The organism is Streptomyces sp. NPDC093089 (genome assembly GCF_044754405.1).
Classification (GTDB): Bacteria; Actinomycetota; Actinomycetes; order Streptomycetales; family Streptomycetaceae; genus Streptomyces.
In genome coordinates this window covers 71,045-91,322 of record NZ_JBIVPA010000014.1, presented here as the reverse complement: position 1 = coordinate 91,322, position 20,278 = coordinate 71,045, and the positions used below count along the sequence as shown (strand labels likewise).

Below are 20,278 nucleotides of genomic sequence, written 5' to 3'. Positions count from 1 at the left end.
GACTCAGGTCAGGGCGTGCGACCGAGGACCCGGGTGAAGGCGGCGAGGGTCCTGGTGCCCGCGGAGCGGTCGAGGACGGCGAAGACGACCTCCTCGAAGTGGCCGGCGAAGCGTCCGCCGCCGGTGAGGAGGGCCTTGAAGGCGCCGGCGACCTCCGCCGGGTCGTTCATGAAGACGCCGCAGCCCCAGGCGCCGAGGACGAGCCGGCGGTAGCCGGCCGCGGCCGCCGTCTCCAGGACCCGCTCGGCGCGGGAGGCCAGGGCCGCGGGCAGCTCGTGGGCGCGGTCGGGGGTGGTGCGGCGGACGACGCCCGCGTTGGGCGCCGGCGAGGTGAGGAAGCCGACCGTGAAGGGGTCGGCGAGCAGGGCTCCGCGGTCGTCACGGAAGACGGGGACGCGCGGGGAGTGGATGACGCGGTCGGTGTAGAAGGCGTCCCGCTCGGCACGGTGGTGGGCGTAGTAGGCGGGGGCGCGGAGCAGGGTGGCGTGGAGGGCGGAGGACCGGCACAGGGCCTCTTCCTGAGCCTGGGCGCCGTTGAGGTAGCCGCCGCCGGGGTTGCGGGCCGAGGCGAAGTTGAGGACGGCCACGGGGCGGGAGGCGTCGGCCCGGGTCATCCTGCGGGCCGCCTCCAGGCTGCTCTCGCCGGTGACGTCGAGGGTGGGCGTGCGGTCGGTGTCGGGGGTGACGGCGACGGGGCCGGGGCCGTGGAGGCGGGTTCCCGACAGGGCCGCGGCCAGGTCTTCGGCGAGGGAGACGGTTCGTCCGTCCGGGGCCCGGTAGTGGCCCGCGGCCACGATCTCCTCGGTCTGCCGCGCGATCGCGCGCAGTCGTGCGCTCATGCCGTCAGGATGATCGTTTCGTCGGCCGTGGGGCAACGGGATTTCGTCGGCTGTGGGGCAACGGGATTTCGCCGGGTGCGGGACGGGGGCGGGCTCGGGCGGGGCGGGCCGGGGCGGAGGGAAGGGGTTTCTGACGAACAGGGGCACAGGGGGAGCACGCGGGGCCTTTGGGGCGCTCTTGCATGCCGGTCGGAGGTGGCTTTAGGTGGAAGCAACGACTTCCCGGGGCGTGTCCCCATGACCTGGAGGTGCACGGATGGACCCGAGCGGCATACCGCGCGGTGGGCCCCCTCTCACCGAGGGAGAGGCGGAGGACCTGCTGCGATGTATCTGCTTCAAGACCGGCCCGCCCCGCACGGTGGGGGCGGAGCTCGAGTGGCTGGTGCACGACCTGCGGGACCCGCGGACGCCCGTACGGCCGCCGAGGCTCGCGGCGGCGGTCGACGCCGTGCGGTCGTTGCCACTGGTGTCGCTCCTGACCTTCGAACCCGGTGGGCAGCTGGAGCTCAGCTCGCGCCCGGCCGGTTCCCTCATGGAATGCCTCGACTCCCTCGCGGCCGACCTGCGGGCGGTGCGGGGCGCGCTGGGGCCGCTCGGTCTCACGCTCAGCGGGTACGGGGTGGATCCGTGGCTCGCGCCGCGCGAGAGGGTGCTGCACGAGCCCCGTTACGACGCGATGGAGACGGCGCTCGGCCGCACCGGCTCGGCCGGGCGGGCCATGATGTGCGACTCGGCCTCGGTGCAGATCTGTCTCGACGCGGGTGTCGAGGAGCCGGGGCCGCTGGGCTACGAGCGGCGCTGGCGGCTGGCCCATCTGCTGGGCGCGGTGCTGGTGGCGGCGTTCGCCAACTCGGCCGTGCACGGCGGCCGCCGGACCGGCTGGCGTTCGACGCGGCAGGCGCTGTGGGCGGAGCTCGACCCCGTACGGACGCTGGCGCCCCCGCCCGACGGCGAGCCGCGCACGGAGTGGACGGCTCACGTGCTCGACACCCCGGTGCTGTGCGTGCGGGCCGACGAGGGTCCGTGGGCGGTGCCGGAGGGGCTGACGTTCCGGGAGTGGTTGCGGACGGGTCTGCCCCGGCCGGCCGACGCGGACGATCTGCGCTACCACGTGACGACGCTGTTCCCGCCGGTGCGGCCCCGTGGCCATCTGGAGCTGCGGATGGTCGACGCGCAGCGGGGCGCCGACGGGTGGATGGTCCCGGTGGCCGTGACGACGGCCGTGTTCGAGGACGCGGCGGCGGCGGAGACCGTCTACCGGGCGCTCGAACCGCTCGGGAAGCGGGCCGGTTCGGGGCCCGCTCCGCGCAATCCGCTCTGGTCCGCGGCGGCCCGTGACGGTCTGACCGATCCCGAGCTGCACGCCGCCGCGCGGACCGTGTTCGCGGTCGCGCTCGACGCGCTGCCGCGGGTCGGGGCGAGTGGGACGGTGCGGCGCGCGGTCGCCGCCTTCCAGGAACGGTACGTGATCCCCGGGAGCTGCCCGGCCGACGAGCTCCAGGCGGTGACGTCATGACCGAAGGAACGGATCCGGAGGCCCTGCGCGAACGTGCCCTCGACGCGCTGACCGTGGCGCGGGCACGGACGGCGCTCCTCACGAACTGCGTGGAGGACGGCGAACTGACGGCGCAGCACTCTCCGTTGATGTCGCCGCTGGTCTGGGACCTGGCGCACATCGGCAACCAGGAGGAGCAGTGGCTGTGGCGGGCCGTCGCCGGGCGGGAGGCGCTGCGGCCCGAGATCGACTCGCTCTACGACGCGTTCGAGCATCCGCGGGCCACCCGCCCGTCCCTTCCGCTGCTCCCTCCCCGCGAGGCCCGCGCGTACGCGGCGGACGTGCGGATCCGGGTGCTCGACGTGCTGGAGAGCACTCCCCTGGAGGGGCGGCCGCTCCTCGACGCCGGTTTCGCCTTCGGGATGATCGCCCAGCACGAGCAGCAGCACGACGAGACGATGCTGATCACCCACCAGCTGCGGAAGGGACCTGCGGCGCTGTCCGCTCCCCCGCCGCCGGTGCGGCGCTCCGGGCCGCTGCCGGCCGAAGTGCTGGTGCCGGGGGGCCCGTTCACGATGGGGACCTCGGACGAGCCGTGGGCGCTGGACAACGAACGCCCGGCGCATCCCCGCCTGGTGCCCGCGTTCCACATCGACACCGTGCCGGTGACGAACGGCGCCTATCTGGCGTTCATCGCCGACGGCGGCTACACGGAGCGGCGCTGGTGGCGGCCGGAGGGCTGGGCGCAGATCCGGGAGCACTCCATCGGTGCGCCGCTGTTCTGGCGCCGGGAGGGCGGGCAGTGGCTGCGCCGCAGGTTCGGCGTGACGGAGCCGGTGCCGGAGGACGAGCCGGTGCTGCACGTGAGCTGGTACGAGGCGGACGCCTACGCGCGCTGGGCGGGCCGGCGGCTGCCGACGGAGGCCGAGTGGGAGAAGGCCGCGCGGTTCGACCCGGTGTCCGGGCGTTCGCGGCGCTATCCGTGGGGCGACGCCGATCCGGGTCCCGAGCACGCGAACCTCGGCCAGCGGCACCTGCGGCCGGCCCCCGCGGGGAGCTACCCGGAGGGCGCTTCGCCGCTGGGCGTGCGGCAGTTGGTCGGCGACGTGTGGGAGTGGACGGCGAGCGACTTCCTGCCGTACCCGGGGTTCACGGCCTTCCCGTACAAGGAGTACTCGGAGGTGTTCTTCGGCCCCGAGCACAAGGTGCTGCGCGGTGGTTCGTTCGCGGTGGACCCGGTCGCCTGCCGGGGCACGTTCCGCAACTGGGACCTGCCGGTGCGGCGCCAGATCTTCTCGGGCTTCCGGACGGCGCGCAGCGCGGAGCTCGACTGATGTGCCGTCACATCGCCTTCGTGGGCGATCCGGTGGCGCTCGGCGAGCTGGTCCTTCGGCCGGAGCACGCGCTGCTGCGGCAGTCGTGGGAGCCCCGTACGCAGGCCAGCGGCGTGGTGAACGCCGACGGCTTCGGTGTGGGCTGGTACGCGGAGGGCGATCCGGTGCCCGCGCGGTACCGGCGGGCCGGGCCGATCTGGGGCGACCTGTCGTTCGCGGACCTCGCCCGCGTGGTGCGCTCGGGGGCGGTGCTCGCCGCCGTACGGAGTGCCACGCTGCCGGGCGCGGACGGGGAGGCCGCGGCGGCGCCGTTCGCCGGCGGGCCCTGGCTGTTCAGCCACAACGGGGCGGTCGCCGGCTGGCCCGGCTCCATGGCCCCCCTGGCGGCCGCACTCCCGGCCGGGGAGCTCCTCTCCCTGGAGGCGCGGACCGACTCGGCGCTGTTGTGGGCCCTCGTGCTGCACCGGCTGCGGGCCGGGGACGCGCCCGGCCGGGCGCTCGCGGACACCGTGCGGGAGGCCGCCGCCGCGGCGCCCGGGTCCCGGCTGAACCTGCTGCTGACCGACGGCAGCACGATCGCCGCGACGACCTGGGGGGACAGCCTCTGGTACCTGACGGGTCCCGACCGGGTGGTCGTGGCCTCCGAACCGTACGACGTCGATCCGCGCTGGCGGGAGGTGCCCGGTCACACGCTCGTGACCGCCACCCGCACCGACGTCACCCTCACCCCGCTCAAGGAGCCGTCCGCGTGAGCACGTTCCAGCTGACCCGCACCCTCGCCCACGACGCCGCCGGCGCCGATCTGCGCGCCGACGTCCTGCACGGGCTGACGCGCTCCCCCAAGGAGCTGCCGCCGAAGTGGTTCTACGACGCCCGGGGCAGCAAGCTGTTCGAGGAGATCACCCGGCTGCCCGAGTACTACCCGACGCGGGCGGAGCGGGAGATCCTGGCGGAGCGGGCCCCGGAGATCGCCGCCGCCACCGGCGCGAGGACGCTGGTGGAGCTGGGCTCCGGCTCCTCGGAGAAGACCCGGTTCCTGATCGACGCGCTGCTTCCCGGTCTGGACAGCTACGTCCCCGTGGACGTGAGCGAGTCCGCGCTGACCGGGGCGGCCGAGTCGCTGCTGGCCGAGCGGCCGGGGCTGCGGGTGCACGCGCTGGTCGCCGACTTCACCCGGGGGCTCGGGCTGCCCGGGACGCCGGGGCCGCGTCTGGTCGCCTTCCTCGGCGGCACGATCGGCAACCTGCTGCCCGAGGAGCGGCGGACGTTCCTCCGCTCGGTGCGGGCGATGCTCTCGCCGGGTGACGCGCTGCTCCTGGGCACGGACCTGGTGAAGGACGAGGCGACGCTCGTCGCCGCCTACGACGACGCGGCCGGGGTGACGGCCGCTTTCAACAAGAACGTGCTGTCCGTGATCGACCGGGAGCTGGGCGCGGACGCCGACCCGGAGGCGTTCGACCACGTGGCGGTGTGGGACGCCGACCGGGAGTGGATCGAGATGCGGCTGCGCGCCCGCCACGCTCTCACCGTGAAGATCCCGGAGCTGGACCTCGTGGTGCCGTTCGCGGCGGGCGAGGAGATCCGTACGGAGGTGTCGGCGAAGTTCCGTCAGGCGGGTGTCCGGGCCGAGCTGGCGGAGGCGGACCTCGACCTGGACCGCTGGTGGACGGACGGTGCGGGCAGGTTCGCGCTGTCGCTCGCGATGGCGCGCTGAGCCGCGGCGGCGAGGGACTTCCGGTCCGGGTGCCGGGCGGCGGGTATCCGCTCCGGCAGCCGGACCTCCGCGGTGAGGCGGCGGGTGGTGACGACCCGCCACAGCGAGGCGCCGAGCGGGTCGTCGCCGACGTAGGCCGCCGCCCCGGCGGGCCGGTAGTCGATCCGTACGGGCTGGATGTCCGCCCCGGCGTCGAGCGCCGCCTGGAACGCGGCAGGCCGGAAGCGTCCGCCGGCCCGGCCGCACCAGGTCGACCCCTCGGGGAAGACGACGACCCGGCCGCCCGCCCCGAGCACCCCGGCGATCGCGCGTACGGCGCCGGGCAGGGCCCGGAGCCCGTCCCGGTCGAGGAACAGGGTCCCGCCGAGGGCGGCGAGCACTCCGAGGACCGGCCAGCCCCGCACCTCCGCCTTGGCGACCATCCGGCCGGGCAGCACGGCGGCCACCAGGGGGATGTCCAGCCAGGAGACGTGGTTGGCGACGATCAGGAGCGGGCCTTCGGCCGGGGCGGCGCCCGCGTACCGGACGCGTACGCCGAAGGCGCGGACCACGGCCCGTACCCAGGAGCGGACGAGGGCGAGCCGGGCGGCGGGCGGGAGCAGCACGGTGCCGGGTGCGAGGAGCAGGCCGAGGAGGACGGTGCCGGTGCCGGCGGCCAGCCGCAGGACGGCGAGGACGGCGCCGACGGCCCGGTGGTCGCCGCCGGTGTGCGGGTGGGCGGTGCAGCGGCCCGGGGTGCAGGGTGCCGTGGGGAGCCACGGCGAGGGTGCCGTGGGCCCGTTCACCGCGCCGGGGCGAGCGACAGGAAGTGCTGGAGGTAGCGCGGGTTGGTGCGGCGGAGCGAGAGCAGGACGTAGAGGTCGGCGACGCCGAAGTCGGGGTCGTGCGCGGGGGCGCCGCAGACCTGGGCGCCGAGGCGGAGGTAGCCGCGGAGCAGCGGCGGGAGCTCGGTGCGGCCTTCGGGGCGGGCGATGCCGTCGGGGCTCCACAGTTTGTGCGGGGTGACCCAGTACTCCTCGGGTGCGAGGTGCTTGGCCTTGACGGTGTCCCAGGTGGCGGCGGCGAGGGTGCCGCCGTCGGCGAGGGGCAGGGAGCAGCAGCCGGCGAGCCAGTCGTGTCCGGTGTCGGTCATGTAGCGGGCGAGGCCGGCCCAGATGAGGGCGATGACGGCGCCGTTGCGGTGGGCGGGGTGGACGCAGGAGCGTCCGACCTCCACGAGGTCGTGCCGGATGGGCGCGAGCCGGGTGAGGTCGAACTCGGACTCGGAGTAGAGGCGGCCCGCGACGGCGGCCCGCTCGGGCGGCAGGATGCGGTAGGTGCCGACGACCTCGCCGGTGGTCTCCTCCCGGACGAGGAGGTGGTCGCAGTACGCGTCGAAGGCGTCGCTGTCGAGGCCGGGCTCGGGCCCGTCGAGCCGGGCGCCCATCTCGCCGGCGAAGATCAGGTGGCGCAGCCGCTGGGCGGCCCGCACGTCCTCCTGGTGGCGGGCGAGGCCGACGACGTACCGGGGGGCGGGTTCCCGCTCGCCGGCGGGGACCGCGGGCTGCGCGGGGACGGCGAGCAGGGGCGTCGGCGCGGGGACGGCGAGCAGGGGCGTCGGCGCGGGGACGGCGGGCGGGGATGTCGGTGCGGGGACGGCGAGCGTGGGCGTCGGTGCGGTCATGGCGAACTCCTCCGGCGGACGGAAGCGGACGGGGCGGGCCGGGGCCGCTTGCGCGGTGGCCCGGCTCCCTACTTCTTCCGTGACCGGCTGGATTCGAGTTGACCGTCCGGGGGATCGCCGGTGTGCGAACGCTGAATGCTATTCGGCGAGCGTGTCCGTGATGGCGCCCGAGGCCTCCTCGGCGGCCTTCAGGGGGTCCTCGCCCATGAGGACGGCCGTCATGTACGGCTTGATGGGGTTGTCGCCCTCGACGCTGGCCCACTGAGGGGAGTTGGGGGTGGCCCGGCCACGTACGGCGCCCTTGGCCATGACGGCGGTGGCCTCCTGGTTGGCGACGACGGAGGCGAGGCTCTTCTTGTTGGGCACGTACCCCATGGTGCGGGCGAGCTCGGACTGCCACTTCTCGCCGGCGAGCGCCTTGACGACGTCGATGGCGGCGGTGCGCTGGGGGGCGTTCTCCGGGATGATCAGGTCGGAGCCGCCGGTGAAGACGGCGCAGGGCTGACCGGCCTTGGCGCCGGGTATCGGGAAGTAGCCGAGCTTGTCCTTGAGCGCCGGGTTGGCCTTGAGGATGGCGGCGACGGCGCTGGGGGTGGCGATGAGCTGGGCCACGTCGCCCCTGGCGAAGACGTCGGCCTGCGGCGGGTTCTGCTCGTCGGCGTTCTTGGGCCCCGAGCCGAGGGACTGGAGCTCCTTGTAGTAGGCCATGCCGCGCCGGGCGGCCGGCGACTCGAGCGCGCCGGTCCATTCGCCGCCCTTGTCGACGGCGAGCTCGCCGCCCTCGTCCCAGATGAAGCCGGCGAGGGTGTACCAGTCCTGTCCGGCCAGGTAGATGCCCTGGTTGCCGTCCTGGTTGAGCTTCTCGGTGTCGGTGAGCCACTCGGCGCGGGTGGCCGGCGGCTCGTCGATGCCGGCGTCCTGGAAGAGGTCCTTGTTGTAGATGACGATGCGGTTGGCGGCGTACCAGGGGATGCCGTACTGGGAGCCGCCGATGCTGCCGGGTTCGGCGAGGCCGGGCACCCAGTCCTCGCTGCCGAGGTCGCGCACCGACTCCAGGGTGAGGTCGAAGAGCTTCTCGGTGTCGGCGTACTGGGCGACCTGGGTGTTGCCGACCTCGATGACGTCCGGCCCGCCGGAGCCCTCGATGGCCTCGGTGACCTTCTTCCCGATGCCGGTCCAGTCCTGGATGGTGACCTCGAGTTCGACGTCGTCGTGCTCGTCCTCGTACGCCTCCGTGAAGCGCTTGAGGAAGTCCTCGCTGACGCTGTCCCTCATCAGCCAGATGCTGACGGTCTTCGTCTGGCCGCCTCCGCCCGGCAGCATCCCGCAGCCGGCGAGGGCGAGCGCGGTGACGGCTGCCAGGGGGCAGGCGAGATGGCGGTTCTTCACGTGGGTCACCTTCTGCGGTTCAGCACAGGGGCGTGCGGCATGGGGGGCTGACCCGACATGGGGGGACCGAACGGGGTGTTCGCGCGGGTATGTGGCCTGGATTCTGGTCTGGACCAACGGGATGGTCAAGTCCTGGACCATCCCGTTTCCGACCCGAGATCGGGCAGGCGGAACCCTTACCTTCGGTAGCCCCCGTGCGCCGCCCGGCCCCCGTCGTGTCGCGGGCCGACGCGCCCTGGGGCACCGTGGAGGGAACGCACCGAGAGGAGCTCCGCCCCCATGTCGAACCACACCTACCGCGTCACCGAGATCGTCGGCACCTCCACGGAGGGCGTCGACGAGGCCATCCGCAACGGCATCAACCGCGCCTCGCAGACCCTGCGGGGCCTCGACTGGTTCGAGGTCACCCAGGTGCGCGGCCACATCGTCGACGGCGCGATCGAGCACTACCAGGTCGGCCTGAAGGTCGGCTTCCGCCTGGAGGACGAGGTGGCCTGAGAAGCCCTCCCGTCCCCACCCTCCCCCGACCGGCCGTCCGACCGACCATCCGTCCGACCGCCGGCGGCAGCGGCCCCGCTCAGGTACGGCCCTCCTTCTCCTGGGCCTCCCGCAGCGCCTCGGAGGGCTCCGCCCACCGGGCGCGCACGACCCGGAAGCCGGCCGCCTCCGCCGCGTCGCACACCGCCGTGTCGTCGTCGACCAGCATCCTCACCGCGCGGTCGGCGGCGAGCCGGCGCAGGATCTCCACCTTGGTCACCCGGGCCGGCCGGAAGTCGCGGTTGCGCCGCATGTGGATCGCCCCCTCGGGCAGACCCTGCTCGGCGAGCCACACCGCGGTCGCCCGTCGGCACCGCTCCGGCCGCCCGGTCAGGTAGACCACCTCGCACTCCTCCGCCGCCTCGCGGCACAGCGCGACGCCCTCGTCGAGCGGCGGATCGTCCGGCGCCGCCGCGAAGAACGCCTCCCAGTCCTTGGGCCTGCGCTCCAGGAAGTGCTGGCGGTGCGCGGTGGCCGCCAGGGTGTTGTCGAGGTCGAAGACGGCCAGCGGCCTGTTGTCCGATGTCACGGGCCCCAGCGTAGGAGCCGCGGGGCCCCCGGGTCAGCGGGCGCGGGGCGGCGTGCGGACCGGCCGGGCCCAGCGGCCGGCCCGGGCGGGAGAATCATCTAAAATTGCCGCGGGCTGCGGCCGACCTCGATCAGGGAATCCCGGGGAATCGCGTGACCACCGCGTGTCACAGGGGTGTGCGGGACACCGTCTCCCCCGCCCACGAACAGAAGAACCCCGGGGAGAAGCGAGGTATGCCGGTGATCTGCGTCGGAGGCATGATCGGGATCGGCAAGACGAGCGTGGCCGAGCTGCTGGCCAAGGAGCTGGGCAGCGAGGTCTTCTACGAGAGCGTCGACGACAATCCGATCCTTCCGCTCTTCTACTCGGCGAGCCCCGAGGAGATCCAGGCGAACCGCTACCCCTTCCTGCTCCAGCTCTACTTCCTCCAGACGCGGTTCGCCGCCATCAAGGAGGCGTACAAGCAGGGCGACAACGTGCTCGACCGGTCCATCTACGAGGACTGGTACTTCGCCAAGGTCAACCACGAGCTGGGCCGGATCAGCTCCCTCGAGATGCGGGTGTACGAGGGGCTGCTCGAGGAGATGATGCGCGAGATCGACGGCCTGCCGTACCGCAAGGCACCCGATCTCATGGTCTACCTCAAGGCGGACTTCGAGACGGTCATGCACCGCATCGGGCTGCGGGGGCGCGACTTCGAGCAGGACGAGAGCCTCGTCGAGTACTACCGGACGCTGTGGTCCGGTTACGACGACTGGGTGCACGAGCACTACTCGGCCAGCGACGTCCTCGTCGTCGACATGAACAACACGGACGTCGTGCACAACCCGGAGGACGCGGCCCGTGTGGCGCGCGAGGTCAGGGAGGCCCTGGCGGAGGGCGGACGCCGCGTGCTCTGACCGGCGCCCGCCCGCTTGACGTCGGCTGTGCCGGGGCGGCGCCAGGAGGAGCGGCGAGCTCGGCCGGGCGTCCGGGTGCCCCCGCAGGAGCTGGTGGACCACCGAGGAACTCCGCGCCGGCGCAGGCCCGTTCGCCGTCCGCGGGCGGCGGTCCCGTCCTCAGCGATCGGAGCCGTGCGCGCGCTCCGTCCCACCGGGTCCGGTGCCGAGGTAGGCCTCGCGCACGGCGGGGTCGGCGTGGATCTCGGCGGGGGTGCCTTCGGCGAGGACGCGGCCGAGGTCGAGTACGACGACGCGGGAGCAGAGGTCCATCACGAAGGCCACGTTGTGCTCGACGAGGAGCACCGCGCAGTTCTTCTCGGAGGCCGTGCGGCGGATGAGTGCGGCGAGCCGCCGGCGCTCGTCGGGGGTGGTGCCGGAGGCGGGCTCGTCCAGGAGGAGGACGCGGGGCGGGTCGGCGAGGGCGCGGGCCAGCTCGACCGTCCGGGCCTGGCCGACGGGCAGGCCGCCCGCGTACGCGTCGGCGAGTGCGTCGATCCCGCAGTCCTGGAGCACGGCGGCGGCGCGCTGCCGGTGGCGGCGCGCGGCGGGGCGCACGCCGCCGCGCCAGTCCTGCGCGACGACGAGGTTGTCCGTGACGGTCAACTGACCGAAGAGCTGCTGGCGTTGGAAGGTGCGGCGGATGCCGTGCCGGGCGCGCCAGGACGGCGAGCGGCGGGTGATGTCCGTGCCGTCGTACGCGATGGCCCCGGCGTCCGGTCGCCGGATGCCCGACAGCACGTCGAAGAGCGTCGTCTTGCCCGCGCCGTTCGGGCCGATGAGACCGCAGATCTCGCCGGGGCGCACGGAGACGGTCACGCCGCGCAGGGCGCGGACGCCGCCGAAGCGGACGTCGATCCCGCTCGCGTGCAGCAGGGGGTAGTTCATCGGCGGGCTCCCGTCCCCAGGTAGGCCTCGGCGAGCCGGTCCCGGTCCACCGCGGACCGCGGGCCGGACCAGGCGATCTCGCCCTGGGCGAGGTACGCGACGGTGTCGGCGACGTCGAGCGCCTCGGCGGCCTTCTCCTCGACGAGGACGAGCGCGGTGCCGCGGGCGCGGAGTTCGGTCAGGAGGTGGAAGACCTCTTCCACGACGCGCGGGGCGAGGCCGAGGGAGGGCTCGTCGGCGACGAGGACGGCCGGCGGCCGCTGGAGGAGCGGGGCGAGGGCGAGGAGTTGCTGCTCGCCGCCGGACAGGGACCCGGCGACGACGGTACGGCGGGCGGCGAGCGCGGGGAAGCGCGCGAACACGGCGTCCCGGTCCTCGGCCTCCGTCAGCTGCAGGGCCAGGTTCTCCTCGATCGAGAGGCCGGCGAACACGCCCCGGCCCTCGGGGGCCAGCCGCACCCCGCGGCGGGCCCGGGCGACGGCCGCGTCGCGGGTGGCGTCCTCGCCCCCGACCCGTACGGCGCCGCCGGTGGGCCGGAGCAGTCCCGCCGCCACCCGGCAGAGGGTGGACTTCCCGGCCCCGTTGGGCCCGAGCAGCACCAGCACCTCGCCGGGGCGCACCGCAAGATCCACGCCGTGCAGCACGGGCGCGCCGCCGTACCCGGCGCGCACGCCGCTCAGCCGGAGCGCGCTCGGCGTCCCGGCGGGGTCGCCGCCCGTTCGCGGGGCGGTGTTCCCGGGGCCGGCGTCCGTTCCCGGGGCGGCGCTCCCGGGGTCGGCGGCGACCGGCTCGGGCGTACGCGCGAGGGGTGTACGCGCGAGGGGCGGTGCGGAGGGGCGGTCGTCCGCCCGCGTCGCGGCGCGCCGCGCCGCTCGTCTCGACGGGAGCGCGGCGCAGTACCCGTCCGGGTCGTTCGCCAGCGCGAGCCCCGCCAGGCCGAAGAGGATCACGGGGAGGTGGGCGGACTCCGTCACGTACGTCGTCATCAGGTGCGGGACCACGGCGAAGACCAGCCCCGCCACCACCGCGAACTGCGGCCTGCGCACGCCGGCGGCGACCACCACCGCCAGCCACACCAGCCCCGTCATCGCGGTGAAGTCCGTCGCCGTGATCCGGGTGTTGTACGAGGCGTAGAGCACCCCTCCGAGGCCCGCTAGGCCCGCGGACGCGGTGAACAGCAGGAGCTTCGTCCGCACCACCGACACCCCCGAGGCCGCGGCGGCCTCGGGGGCCGAGCGGACCGCGAGCACGGCCCGGCCCCAGCGGGAGCCGCGCAACCGGGTCAGCAGTGCGACGAGCACGGCGACGAGCAGCAGGAGGGCGAGCCCCATCGCCCGGTCGTCGGCCAGGTCCACGGGGCCGGCGACCGGCCGGGGTATCTCCCATCCGGTGTCGCCGTTGCGCAGCGGGCCGAGTTGGAAGAGCACCTGGTCCGCGAGGAAGGCGAGCGCGAGGGTGGCGAGGGCGAGTGATCTGCCGCCGAGCCGCAGGGCGGGCAGCGCGACGACCGCGCCGAGCAGCGCCGCCACCGCCGTGCCGACCGCGGCCGCGGCGACGAAGGGCCAGCCGTGGCTGAGCAGCAGTCCCGCGACGAGGGCGGCGGCGGTGACGAACGTGGCCTGGGCCAGGGACACCATCGCGCCGAGGCCGGTGACGACCGTGAACGACATGAACACGATCCCGATCGCGAGCCCTTGGGCGAGGATCCCGCTCCAGAAGGGGGTGGTGACGGTGTAGAACGCCGTGCCGAGCAGCACACCGGCGACGACCCAGGCGCCCCAGCGGCGGCCCCACCCCTTCCCCGCGAGGTAGTCGACCGGCGGCGGGTCCGCGGCGGCGGTGCCCGCCGCGCGCTGCCGCCGCACCAGGACGACGAGCCCGGCGAAGAGGATGAGGAACGGCACGGCCGTGCGGAGGCCGGTGATGTCGTCGGTGAACGACGCGTACCCCGCGACCAGGTTCTGGAGGACGCCGAGCCCGAGGCCGCCCGCGAAGGCGAGCGGCACCGACGTGAAGCGCCCGAGGACCGCCGCGGTGGCCGAGACGAACAGGAACAGCGTGTAGTCGTGTGCGGAGAGGCCGAGGAGCGGGGTCGCGAGGACGCCGGCGAGGCCCGCGAGACCGGAGGACAGCATCCACGCGATCGAGGACAGCCGGTCCGCGCTGATGCCCCGCAGCTCGGTCAGCGTGCGGTCGTCGACCGCCGCCCGCAGCCGCAGGCCGAGCCGGGTGTGCCGCATGAGGACCCACAGGGCGGCGGCCGCGAGGGCCGTGGTGATCCAGGTGATCAGCTGGTCGGAGTCGACGCCCACGCCGTCGACCGGCTGCCAGGACACGGCGGGGCTCGGCCCGACGCCCGGCAGCCCGAACTGGTTCTCGGCGGGCAGGACGGGGGCGCCGGCCCGCTCCAGGAGTTCGACCGCCCACCGCCCTGCCGCCGGCAGCGCGACCAGCAGACCGATCGTGGCCACGATCTGCGCCGTCTGCCCGACCCCGGCCAGCTTTCTGAACATGAGCCGGTCCAGGAGTCCGCCGAGGCCGGGCGCCACCACGCACACCAGCAGCAGCGCGGTGGGCACGGCCGGCCAGCCGAGGCCGGAGTGGAGCTCGTAGAACGCCAGCGCGCACAGGTAGGCGGTGGAGCCGTGCGCGAAGTTGAACACCCCGGAGGCGGAGTACGAGAGCACGAGGCCGGTCGCGAGCAGCGCGTACAGCGCGCCGGAGACCAGTCCGCTCAGGACGAAGCCCAGCAGGTCACCCACGTGGCGCGCCCCTCAGCCGAAGGGGATCGGCGGGTAGCACGTGAAGGGCACCGCCACCTCGTACCGCCCCTTGGACAGTCGGACGAGCGCCCCGCAGCCGAAGCTCTCCTTCTGCCCCTTGGGCTCGGCGCGGTCGCCCACGAGCGTGCCGCTGTCGGAGAAGCCGTCGGCGGCCTTCTGGAAGGACTCCGCGGTGAGGTCCTTGCCCGCCTTCCGGGCGATCGCGAGGAAGAGGTCGGCGCTCATGTACCCCGTCATCATGTGCATGTTCAGGGGGACGTCCTTGCCGCCGGCGGCCTTCCTGATGTCGTCCTTGAACTGCCGCATCGCGGGGCTGTCCGACTCGAAGGGCTGGAACTGCAGGAGCACGTGGACCCCGTCGAGGGCCTGCTTCGTGGCGTCCTTGGCGAGCAGCCCCGGGTCGTAGTCCGTGGGGTCGGTGAGGAGCCCCTTGTAGCCGGACCGCTTGAGCGCGGTGAACAGGCCGATGTTGTACGGCGTCTGCATCACGGAGACCACGGCGTCGGGCGCGCCGCCGCCGGGGCCGGAGCGGAGGATCTCCTTGGTGTACGCGGACCAGTCGCTGGGCATCGAGGTCGCCGGGACCACGGCCTTGGCGTACGGGACCTGGAAGCCGGCCGCCTTGAAGCCCTGGGTGAAGGTGCGGATGCCGAACCTGCCGGCGTCGTTGTCGCCGGCGATCAGCGCGACCGACTTTCCGCGCGCGCCGCCGAGGACGGCCGCGAGGCTCTCGGGCCAGGTCTGGTTGAGCGTGCCGCCGGGGGTCGGGACGAGGCAGCCGTTGAAGCCGTAGAGGTACGCCGGCCCGCAGAACGAGGGGAGCGTCCCCCAGCCCACGGTCGGGACCTTCCGGCCGTCGAGGAAGTCCGCACCGGCGAAGGTGACCGAGCTCATGGGGGCGACCGCGAAGACCTCGTCCTGCTGGACGAGCTTGCGGGCCGCCGCCAGGTTCCTGGCCGGGTCCTGGCCGTCGTCCTCGGCCCCCAGGTACCGGATCTTCCGCCCGTTGACGCCGCCCTCGGCGTTGGCCCGGTCGTAGCGGGCCCGGGCGCCGAGATCGGTGTCCTTCTTGGAGTAGCCGCTGGCGGTCGTCATGGAGACGATGCCACCGACCTTGATCGTGTCGGCGGTCACTCCGCGTACGGACGAGGGCGTACTGCCGCCGCTGGAGGCGGAGTTGCAGGCGGTGACAAGGAGCAGGGCGAACGCGGCGGCGATGACGCGCAACGGTCGAGGCACGGGCGATCCCTCCGTCGGGTGACCGCATTCTGTGAGCGAACCGATGAACCGTCAATGACTGATGCAGCATCATTTGATGATCTGTCAGAAATGCCGGAGCGCTGCCCGGGAATCCCTCCCGGCCCCGCGCGGTTCACCCTGCGTGAGCACTTTCCCCGACGGCATCCGCTTCTCCGTCCTCGACCGCTCCCGCACCCGGGAGGGCGAGGACGCCCCCCGCGCGCTGCGCGCCACCGTGGACCTCGCCCGGGAGGTGGAGGCCCTCGGCTACCACCGGTTCTGGGTGTCGGAGCACCACGGCGTGCCCGGGGTGGCCGGTTCGGCGCCGACGGTCCTCGCCGCCGCCGTGGCGGCCGCCACGTCCGCCGTCCGGGTGGGCACCGGCGGGGTGATGCTCCCGAACCACCGGCCGCTGGTCGTGGCCGAGCAGTTCGGCGTCCTGGAGTCGCTGTTCCCGGGCCGGATCGACATGGGCGTCGGGCGTTCGGTGGGCTTCACGGACGGCGTGCGGCGGGCCCTCGGGCGGGACAAGGACGAGGTCGACCGGTTCGGGGAGCAGCTCGCGGAGCTCCTCGGCTGGTTCACCGGCGAGCGGACGGCGCACCCGCAGGTGCACGCCCGGCCGGCGGAGGGGCTGCGGGTGCCGCCGTTCGTCCTCGCCACGGGCGAGGGCGCGGCCATCGCCGCCTCCGCGGGCCTGCCGCTGGTCATCGGGGACCTGCGGAGCCGGGACCGGCTGCTGGCCGCCGTGGACACCTACCGCTCCGGCTTCCGGCCCTCCCCGTGGGCCGCCGAGCCGTACGTCGTCGTGGCCGGCACGGTCGCGGTGGCGGCGACGGAGGCCGAGGCCCGGCGGCTGCTCGTGCCCGAGGCCTGGTCCCTGGCGTACTCGCGCACCCGCGGCGTCTTCCCGCCGCTCGACGCGCCCGAGCGGATCGAGGCCCTGCCCATGACGGAGAAGCAGCGCGGCTTCTACGAGGCGGGGCTGCGCGGCCATGTGCACGGCACGGAGGAGCAGGTGGCCGCGGCCCTCGCGGAGGCCGTGGCGGAGACCGGGGCGCAGGAGGTGCTGGTCACCACGAGCACGTACGACCGGGCGGCCCTGAGCGCCTCGTACCGGGGGCTCGCCCGCGCCGTCGGCCTGACGCCGCGACCGTGACACCGAGACCCCGCCCACCAGGGCAAACGGTCGCCAGTGGCTAAAATCGGACCATGCACGACAACCCCCACGATCCGTACGTCCGCGTCCGCGGCGCCCGTGAGCACAACCTCGCCGGGGTGGACGTCGACATCCCCCGGGACGCGCTCGTGGCGTTCACCGGCGTGTCCGGCTCCGGCAAGTCCTCCCTGGCCTTCGGCACGATCTACGCGGAGGCGCAGCGGCGGTACTTCGAGTCGGTGGCGCCGTACGCGCGGCGGCTGATCCACCAGGTGGGGGCGCCCGCGGTCGGCGAGATCACCGGGCTGCCGCCGGCGGTCTCGCTGGAGCAGCGGCGCTCCTCGCCGAACGCCCGCTCCTCGGTCGGTACGGTGACCACCCTGTCGAACTCCCTGCGGATGCTGTTCTCCCGGGCCGGGCGCTACCCGGAGGGCGCGGAGCGGCTCGACTCGGACGCCTTCTCGCCCAACACGGCAGCGGGCGCCTGCCCTTCGTGCCACGGCCTGGGGCTGGTCCACGAGACCAGCGAGGAACTCCTCGTCCCCGACCCTGACCTGTCGATCCGTCAGGGTGCCGTCGCGGCTTGGCCCGGTGCCTGGCAGGGGAAGAACCTGCGGGACGTGCTCGACACGCTCGGCCACGACGTGGACCGGCCGTGGCGGGAGCTCGACGCGAAGGACCGGGAGTGGATCCTCTTCACGGAGGAGCAGCCGGTCGTCACGGTGCATCCGGTACGGGAGGCGGGCCGGATCCAGCGGCCGTACCAGGGCACGTACATGAGCGCACGCCGCTATGTGATGCGGACCTTCTCCGACTCGAAGAGCCCGTCCCTGCGGGCGAAGGCCGAGCGGTTCCTGACCAGCGCGCCCTGCCCGGTGTGCGGCGGCGGCCGGCTGCGGCCGGAGGCGCTCGCGGTCACCTTCGGGGGCCGGAGCATCGCGGAGCTCGCGGCGCTGCCGCTGACGGCCCTGGCCGCGCTGCTGTCGGCGAAGGCGGACAGCAGGACGGCCGACACGCCCGATGGCACGGCAGGCGGCACGGCAGACGGAACGACCGGCGGCACGACGGTGGACGACGGGGAGACCGCGCGGGTGCTCACCGGCGACCTCGTCGCCCGGATCGCCACCGTCACCGAACTCGGCCTCGGCTACCTGAGCCTGGACCGGGCCACCCCCACCCTGTCGAGCGGGGAGCTCCAGCGGCTGCGGCTCGCCACCCAGCTCCGCTCCGGGCTCTTCGGCGTGGTGTACGTGCTCGACGAACCGTCCGCCGGTCTGCACCCCGCCGACACGGAGGCGCTGCTCGTGGTCCTCGACCGGCTCAAGGCGGCCGGCAACTCCGTCTTCGTCGTCGAGCACCACCTCGACGTCGTCCGGCACGCCGACTGGCTCGTGGACGTCGGACCGCGCGCCGGAGTGCACGGCGGGCGGGTGCTGCACAGCGGTCCGCCGAGCGGACTCGCGGACGTCGAGGCGTCCGCGACCCGGCGGTTCCTCTTCGACCGGGCGCCCGCGCCCGCGCGGGAGGTCCGCTCCCCCGCCGGCTGGCTGCGGACCGGTCCGGTCACCCGGCACAACCTCCGGGCGGTGGACGCGGCCTTCCCGGTCGGCGTCCTCACGGCCGTCACCGGGGTCTCGGGGTCCGGCAAGTCGACCCTGGTCGGCGCGCTGACCGAAGGGGTCTCCGGCGCGGGCCGGCTCGTGACGGTGGACCAGCGGCCGATCGGCCGCACCCCGCGCTCGAACCTGGCCACGTACACGGGACTGTTCGACGTGGTGCGGAAGCTGTTCACGGAGACGGAGGAGGCGAAGGCCCGCGGTTACAAGGCGGGGCGGTTCTCCTTCAACGTGTCCGGAGGTCGCTGCGAGACCTGCCAGGGCGAGGGCTTCGTCTCGGTGGAGCTCCTCTTCCTGCCGAGCACGTACGCGCCCTGCCCGGACTGCCGCGGCGCCCGCTACAACCCGGAGACGCTCCAGGTGCGGCTGCGGGGGCTGACGATCGCCGAAGTCCTCGACCTGACCGTCGAGTCGGCCGCCGCGTTCTTCGCCGACACGCCCGCGGCCGCCCGGAGCCTGACGACGCTGCTCGACGTGGGCCTCGGCTATCTGCGGCTCGGGCAGCCGGCCACCGAGCTGTCCGGGGGCGAGGCCCAGCGCATCAAGCTGGCCTCCGAGCTCCAGCGGCCGCACCGCTCCCCCACGCTGTACGTCCTCGACGAGCCGACGACCGGACTGCACCCGGCCGACGTCGAGGTCCTGATGCGCCAGCTCCACGGCCTCGTGGACGCCGGCCACTCGGTGGTCGTCGTCGAGCACGACATGGACGTCGTCGCCACCGCGGACTGGGTCGTCGACCTCGGCCCCGGTGGCGGCGACGAGGGCGGCCTGGTGGTGGCCGCGGGTCCCCCGGACCAGGTGGCGCGGGCGGCGGGCAGCCGCACCGCGCCGTACCTGGCCCGGGCCCTGGGCCTCGACGGACGGTCGTGAGACAGCTGCTACGGGGTCAGGCCGCCGTGTCGAAGGTGTAGTGGCGGGTGTGGTCCAGCATGTCCGCCGGGGTCACGTCGTTCCACGGGCGCATGGTGTCGCCGAGGTCGACGACGTTCGGGGTGCCGGCCGCCGGCAGGTACGTCGACCGGGGGTGGCAGGCCTGCCAGTCGGCCCACAGCTTGTCGACGAACGCGTGGTGCATCCAGAACACCGGGTCGTTGGGCGAGACCCCGGTGCCCATCTGGCCGCCGACCCAGACGTGGACGCGGTTGTGGAGGTTCACTCCGCGCCACCCCTCCAGGTGGTTGCGGAAGCCGTCCGACGAGCTGTTCCAGGGCGCCGTGTCGTAGGTCTCCATGGCGAGGACGGAGTCCACCTCGGCGCGGGTGGGCAGCTGGCGGCCGCCCGCGCCGAGGTCGCGCCGGAGGAAGTCGCGCCCGTCCACCCGGACGTTGATCGTCCAGCGGTTGCCGGAGCGGGCGAACGGGCCGTCCGTCACCCGGCCGTCGCGGGCCCGCCCGGTGCCGCCGAGGAAGTCGGGCGCCCAGAGGGACGAGCGGGAGGTGCGGTCGGCCGTCCAGTCCCAGTAGGGGAGGGTGACGGCCGGGTCGACGGACCTCAGTGCCTCCTCGAACTCTATGAGGAAGCGCCGGTGCCACGGCAGGAACGAGGGCGACCGGTGGCCGACGCGGTCGCCGCTGTCGGTGTCGCCCATGATGAAGGCGTTGTGCGTGGTGACGAAGGTGTCGTACCGCCCGGAGCGCTTGAGCTCCAGGAGCGCGTCGACGAAGCGCCGCTTCTCGTCGGCGGTGAGGGTGGCCTGGTTCTTGCGTACGGTCATGGTGGTGCCGCTCCGGATCGGATCAGGTGAGGGTGAGGGGTACGAGCGGGGCGCCCTGGAGTTCCCGGACGGCCGCGCGGGCCAGCGCCTTGGGCGTGGCGACGGGCTCGTAGTGGTTGATCACGCTGATCCAGGTGCCGTCCGCGTTCCGCATGACGTGCAGTTCCCGGCCGTCGATCGTCACGGAGTAGCCGCCTCCGTGGTGTCCCCCGTGGTGGCCGCCGCCGTGCGAGGGCCCGCCCCGGATGCGGCGGCCCTGGTAGACCTCGTCGAAGGAGGCGGGGTCGGGGCCGGCCGCGGGAGCGGCGGCCCGGGGTGCGGCGGCGGCGTGGCCGGCCAGGGCGAGGCCCGCGGCGGCGCCTGCCGCGCCGGCCGCGACGCCGAGGGCCCGGCGGCGGGTGATGCTGGACATGAAACCCCCAAATGGTCTGTGCGACCGGG

General features: G+C 74.1%; 18 protein-coding genes. 8 read left to right on the top strand and 10 right to left on the bottom strand.

Features of this window, described 5'->3' with window-relative positions; translation table 11 throughout:
- Positions 1 to 8: 8 nt before the first annotated feature.
- Positions 9 to 839: a TIGR02452 family protein gene (locus tag ACIQFX_RS29650; protein ID WP_402469559.1), complete on the bottom strand. Its 831-nt coding sequence runs from the start codon at positions 837 to 839 to the stop codon at positions 9 to 11.
- Between the two features lie 256 nt (positions 840 to 1,095).
- Between ACIQFX_RS29650 and egtA the strand changes: the two genes are divergently transcribed.
- From egtA to egtD, 4 genes are read left to right on the top strand one after another with little or no spacing between them, the layout of a single operon-like run.
- Positions 1,096 to 2,355, top strand: a complete 1,260-nt coding sequence (gene egtA, locus ACIQFX_RS29645) for an ergothioneine biosynthesis glutamate--cysteine ligase EgtA (protein WP_402469557.1) — start codon at positions 1,096 to 1,098, stop codon at positions 2,353 to 2,355.
- Positions 2,352 to 3,668: an ergothioneine biosynthesis protein EgtB gene (gene egtB, locus ACIQFX_RS29640; RefSeq protein WP_402469555.1), complete on the top strand. Its 1,317-nt coding sequence runs from the start codon at positions 2,352 to 2,354 to the stop codon at positions 3,666 to 3,668. Before egtA ends, egtB begins: the two co-directional genes overlap by 4 nt.
- Positions 3,668 to 4,420: an ergothioneine biosynthesis protein EgtC gene (egtC, locus tag ACIQFX_RS29635; protein WP_402469552.1), complete on the top strand. Its 753-nt coding sequence runs from the start codon at positions 3,668 to 3,670 to the stop codon at positions 4,418 to 4,420. Before egtB ends, egtC begins: the two co-directional genes overlap by 1 nt.
- Positions 4,417 to 5,382 (top strand): L-histidine N(alpha)-methyltransferase, encoded by a 966-nt coding sequence (gene egtD, locus ACIQFX_RS29630; RefSeq protein WP_402469550.1) that lies wholly within the window; start codon positions 4,417 to 4,419, stop codon positions 5,380 to 5,382. The genes egtC and egtD overlap by 4 nt, the downstream gene beginning before the upstream one ends.
- Here egtD and ACIQFX_RS29625 read toward each other — a convergent pair.
- From ACIQFX_RS29625 to ACIQFX_RS29615, 3 genes are all read right to left on the bottom strand, one after another.
- Complete coding sequence (locus ACIQFX_RS29625; RefSeq protein ID WP_402469547.1) at positions 5,277 to 6,167, bottom strand: lysophospholipid acyltransferase family protein; 891 nt, start codon at positions 6,165 to 6,167, stop codon at positions 5,277 to 5,279. The genes egtD and ACIQFX_RS29625 overlap by 106 nt on opposite strands.
- Positions 6,164 to 7,045 carry a GNAT family N-acyltransferase gene (locus ACIQFX_RS29620; RefSeq protein WP_402469544.1) on the bottom strand — a complete coding sequence of 294 codons (882 nt, stop codon included), beginning with the start codon at positions 7,043 to 7,045 and terminating at the stop codon, positions 6,164 to 6,166. The genes ACIQFX_RS29625 and ACIQFX_RS29620 overlap by 4 nt, the downstream gene beginning before the upstream one ends.
- Before the next feature lie 138 nt (positions 7,046 to 7,183).
- A complete protein-coding gene (locus tag ACIQFX_RS29615) occupies positions 7,184 to 8,434 on the bottom strand; it encodes an extracellular solute-binding protein (RefSeq protein WP_402469541.1) in 1,251 nt (416 codons plus the stop codon).
- A gap of 279 nt (positions 8,435 to 8,713) precedes the next feature.
- Between ACIQFX_RS29615 and ACIQFX_RS29610 the strand changes: the two genes are divergently transcribed.
- The gene (locus ACIQFX_RS29610) at positions 8,714 to 8,932 is read left to right on the top strand and encodes a dodecin (protein WP_402469538.1); all 219 of its coding nucleotides are present in this window, start codon (positions 8,714 to 8,716) and stop codon (positions 8,930 to 8,932) included.
- Between the two features lie 79 nt (positions 8,933 to 9,011).
- Here the strand turns inward: ACIQFX_RS29610 and ACIQFX_RS29605 are convergent, their stop codons facing one another.
- The gene (locus ACIQFX_RS29605) at positions 9,012 to 9,500 is read right to left on the bottom strand and encodes a hypothetical protein (protein ID WP_402469535.1); all 489 of its coding nucleotides are present in this window, start codon (positions 9,498 to 9,500) and stop codon (positions 9,012 to 9,014) included.
- Positions 9,501 to 9,733: 233 nt separating this feature from the next.
- Here ACIQFX_RS29605 and ACIQFX_RS29600 point away from each other — a divergent pair, with 233 nt between their 5' ends.
- The gene (locus ACIQFX_RS29600; protein ID WP_402469533.1) at positions 9,734 to 10,399 is read left to right on the top strand and encodes a deoxynucleoside kinase; all 666 of its coding nucleotides are present in this window, start codon (positions 9,734 to 9,736) and stop codon (positions 10,397 to 10,399) included.
- 159 nt (positions 10,400 to 10,558) lie between these two features.
- Here ACIQFX_RS29600 and ACIQFX_RS29595 read toward each other — a convergent pair whose 3' ends face one another.
- Genes ACIQFX_RS29595 through ACIQFX_RS29585 form a run of 3 tightly spaced genes read right to left on the bottom strand, consistent with a single transcriptional unit; the run spans position 10,559 to position 15,348 of the window.
- Positions 10,559 to 11,326 (bottom strand): ABC transporter ATP-binding protein, encoded by a 768-nt coding sequence (locus ACIQFX_RS29595; protein WP_402469529.1) that lies wholly within the window; start codon positions 11,324 to 11,326, stop codon positions 10,559 to 10,561.
- On the bottom strand, positions 11,323 to 14,088 hold the full coding sequence (locus ACIQFX_RS29590) for an ATP-binding cassette domain-containing protein (protein ID WP_402469527.1): 2,766 nt from the start codon (positions 14,086 to 14,088) through the stop codon (positions 11,323 to 11,325). The genes ACIQFX_RS29595 and ACIQFX_RS29590 overlap by 4 nt, the downstream gene beginning before the upstream one ends.
- A 12-nt stretch (positions 14,089 to 14,100) precedes the next feature.
- The gene (locus tag ACIQFX_RS29585) at positions 14,101 to 15,348 is read right to left on the bottom strand and encodes an ABC transporter substrate-binding protein (RefSeq protein WP_402469524.1); all 1,248 of its coding nucleotides are present in this window, start codon (positions 15,346 to 15,348) and stop codon (positions 14,101 to 14,103) included.
- Between the two features lie 142 nt (positions 15,349 to 15,490).
- Here ACIQFX_RS29585 and ACIQFX_RS29580 point away from each other — a divergent pair, with 142 nt between their 5' ends.
- Positions 15,491 to 16,507, top strand: coding sequence for an MsnO8 family LLM class oxidoreductase (locus ACIQFX_RS29580; RefSeq protein ID WP_402469522.1), 1,017 nt, complete (start codon positions 15,491 to 15,493; stop codon positions 16,505 to 16,507).
- Positions 16,508 to 16,560: 53 nt separating this feature from the next.
- Complete coding sequence (locus tag ACIQFX_RS29575; RefSeq protein WP_402469519.1) at positions 16,561 to 18,993, top strand: ATP-binding cassette domain-containing protein; 2,433 nt, start codon at positions 16,561 to 16,563, stop codon at positions 18,991 to 18,993.
- A 16-nt stretch (positions 18,994 to 19,009) separates the two neighbouring features.
- Here ACIQFX_RS29575 and ACIQFX_RS29570 read toward each other — a convergent pair whose 3' ends face one another.
- Both ACIQFX_RS29570 and ACIQFX_RS29565 read right to left on the bottom strand, forming a co-directional pair.
- Positions 19,010 to 19,837 (bottom strand): tyrosinase family protein, encoded by an 828-nt coding sequence (locus ACIQFX_RS29570; RefSeq protein WP_402469516.1) that lies wholly within the window; start codon positions 19,835 to 19,837, stop codon positions 19,010 to 19,012.
- A 22-nt stretch (positions 19,838 to 19,859) separates the two neighbouring features.
- Positions 19,860 to 20,249, bottom strand: a complete 390-nt coding sequence (locus ACIQFX_RS29565) for a tyrosinase cofactor (protein WP_402469514.1) — start codon at positions 20,247 to 20,249, stop codon at positions 19,860 to 19,862.
- Positions 20,250 to 20,278 lie beyond the last annotated feature (29 nt).

Coding starts and splice junctions, on each gene's coding strand:
- ACIQFX_RS29650 (WP_402469559.1), bottom strand. CDS start 839: ATGAGCGCACGACTGCGCGCGATCGCGCGGCAGACCGAGGAGATCGTG.
- egtA (WP_402469557.1), top strand. CDS start 1,096: ATGGACCCGAGCGGCATACCGCGCGGTGGGCCCCCTCTCACCGAGGGA.
- egtB (WP_402469555.1), top strand. CDS start 2,352: ATGACCGAAGGAACGGATCCGGAGGCCCTGCGCGAACGTGCCCTCGAC.
- egtC (WP_402469552.1), top strand. CDS start 3,668: ATGTGCCGTCACATCGCCTTCGTGGGCGATCCGGTGGCGCTCGGCGAG.
- ACIQFX_RS29620 (WP_402469544.1), bottom strand. CDS start 7,045: ATGACCGCACCGACGCCCACGCTCGCCGTCCCCGCACCGACATCCCCG.
- ACIQFX_RS29610 (WP_402469538.1), top strand. CDS start 8,714: ATGTCGAACCACACCTACCGCGTCACCGAGATCGTCGGCACCTCCACG.
- ACIQFX_RS29600 (WP_402469533.1), top strand. CDS start 9,734: ATGCCGGTGATCTGCGTCGGAGGCATGATCGGGATCGGCAAGACGAGC.
- ACIQFX_RS29595 (WP_402469529.1), bottom strand. CDS start 11,326: ATGAACTACCCCCTGCTGCACGCGAGCGGGATCGACGTCCGCTTCGGC.
- ACIQFX_RS29575 (WP_402469519.1), top strand. CDS start 16,561: ATGCACGACAACCCCCACGATCCGTACGTCCGCGTCCGCGGCGCCCGT.
- ACIQFX_RS29570 (WP_402469516.1), bottom strand. CDS start 19,837: ATGACCGTACGCAAGAACCAGGCCACCCTCACCGCCGACGAGAAGCGG.
- ACIQFX_RS29565 (WP_402469514.1), bottom strand. CDS start 20,249: ATGTCCAGCATCACCCGCCGCCGGGCCCTCGGCGTCGCGGCCGGCGCG.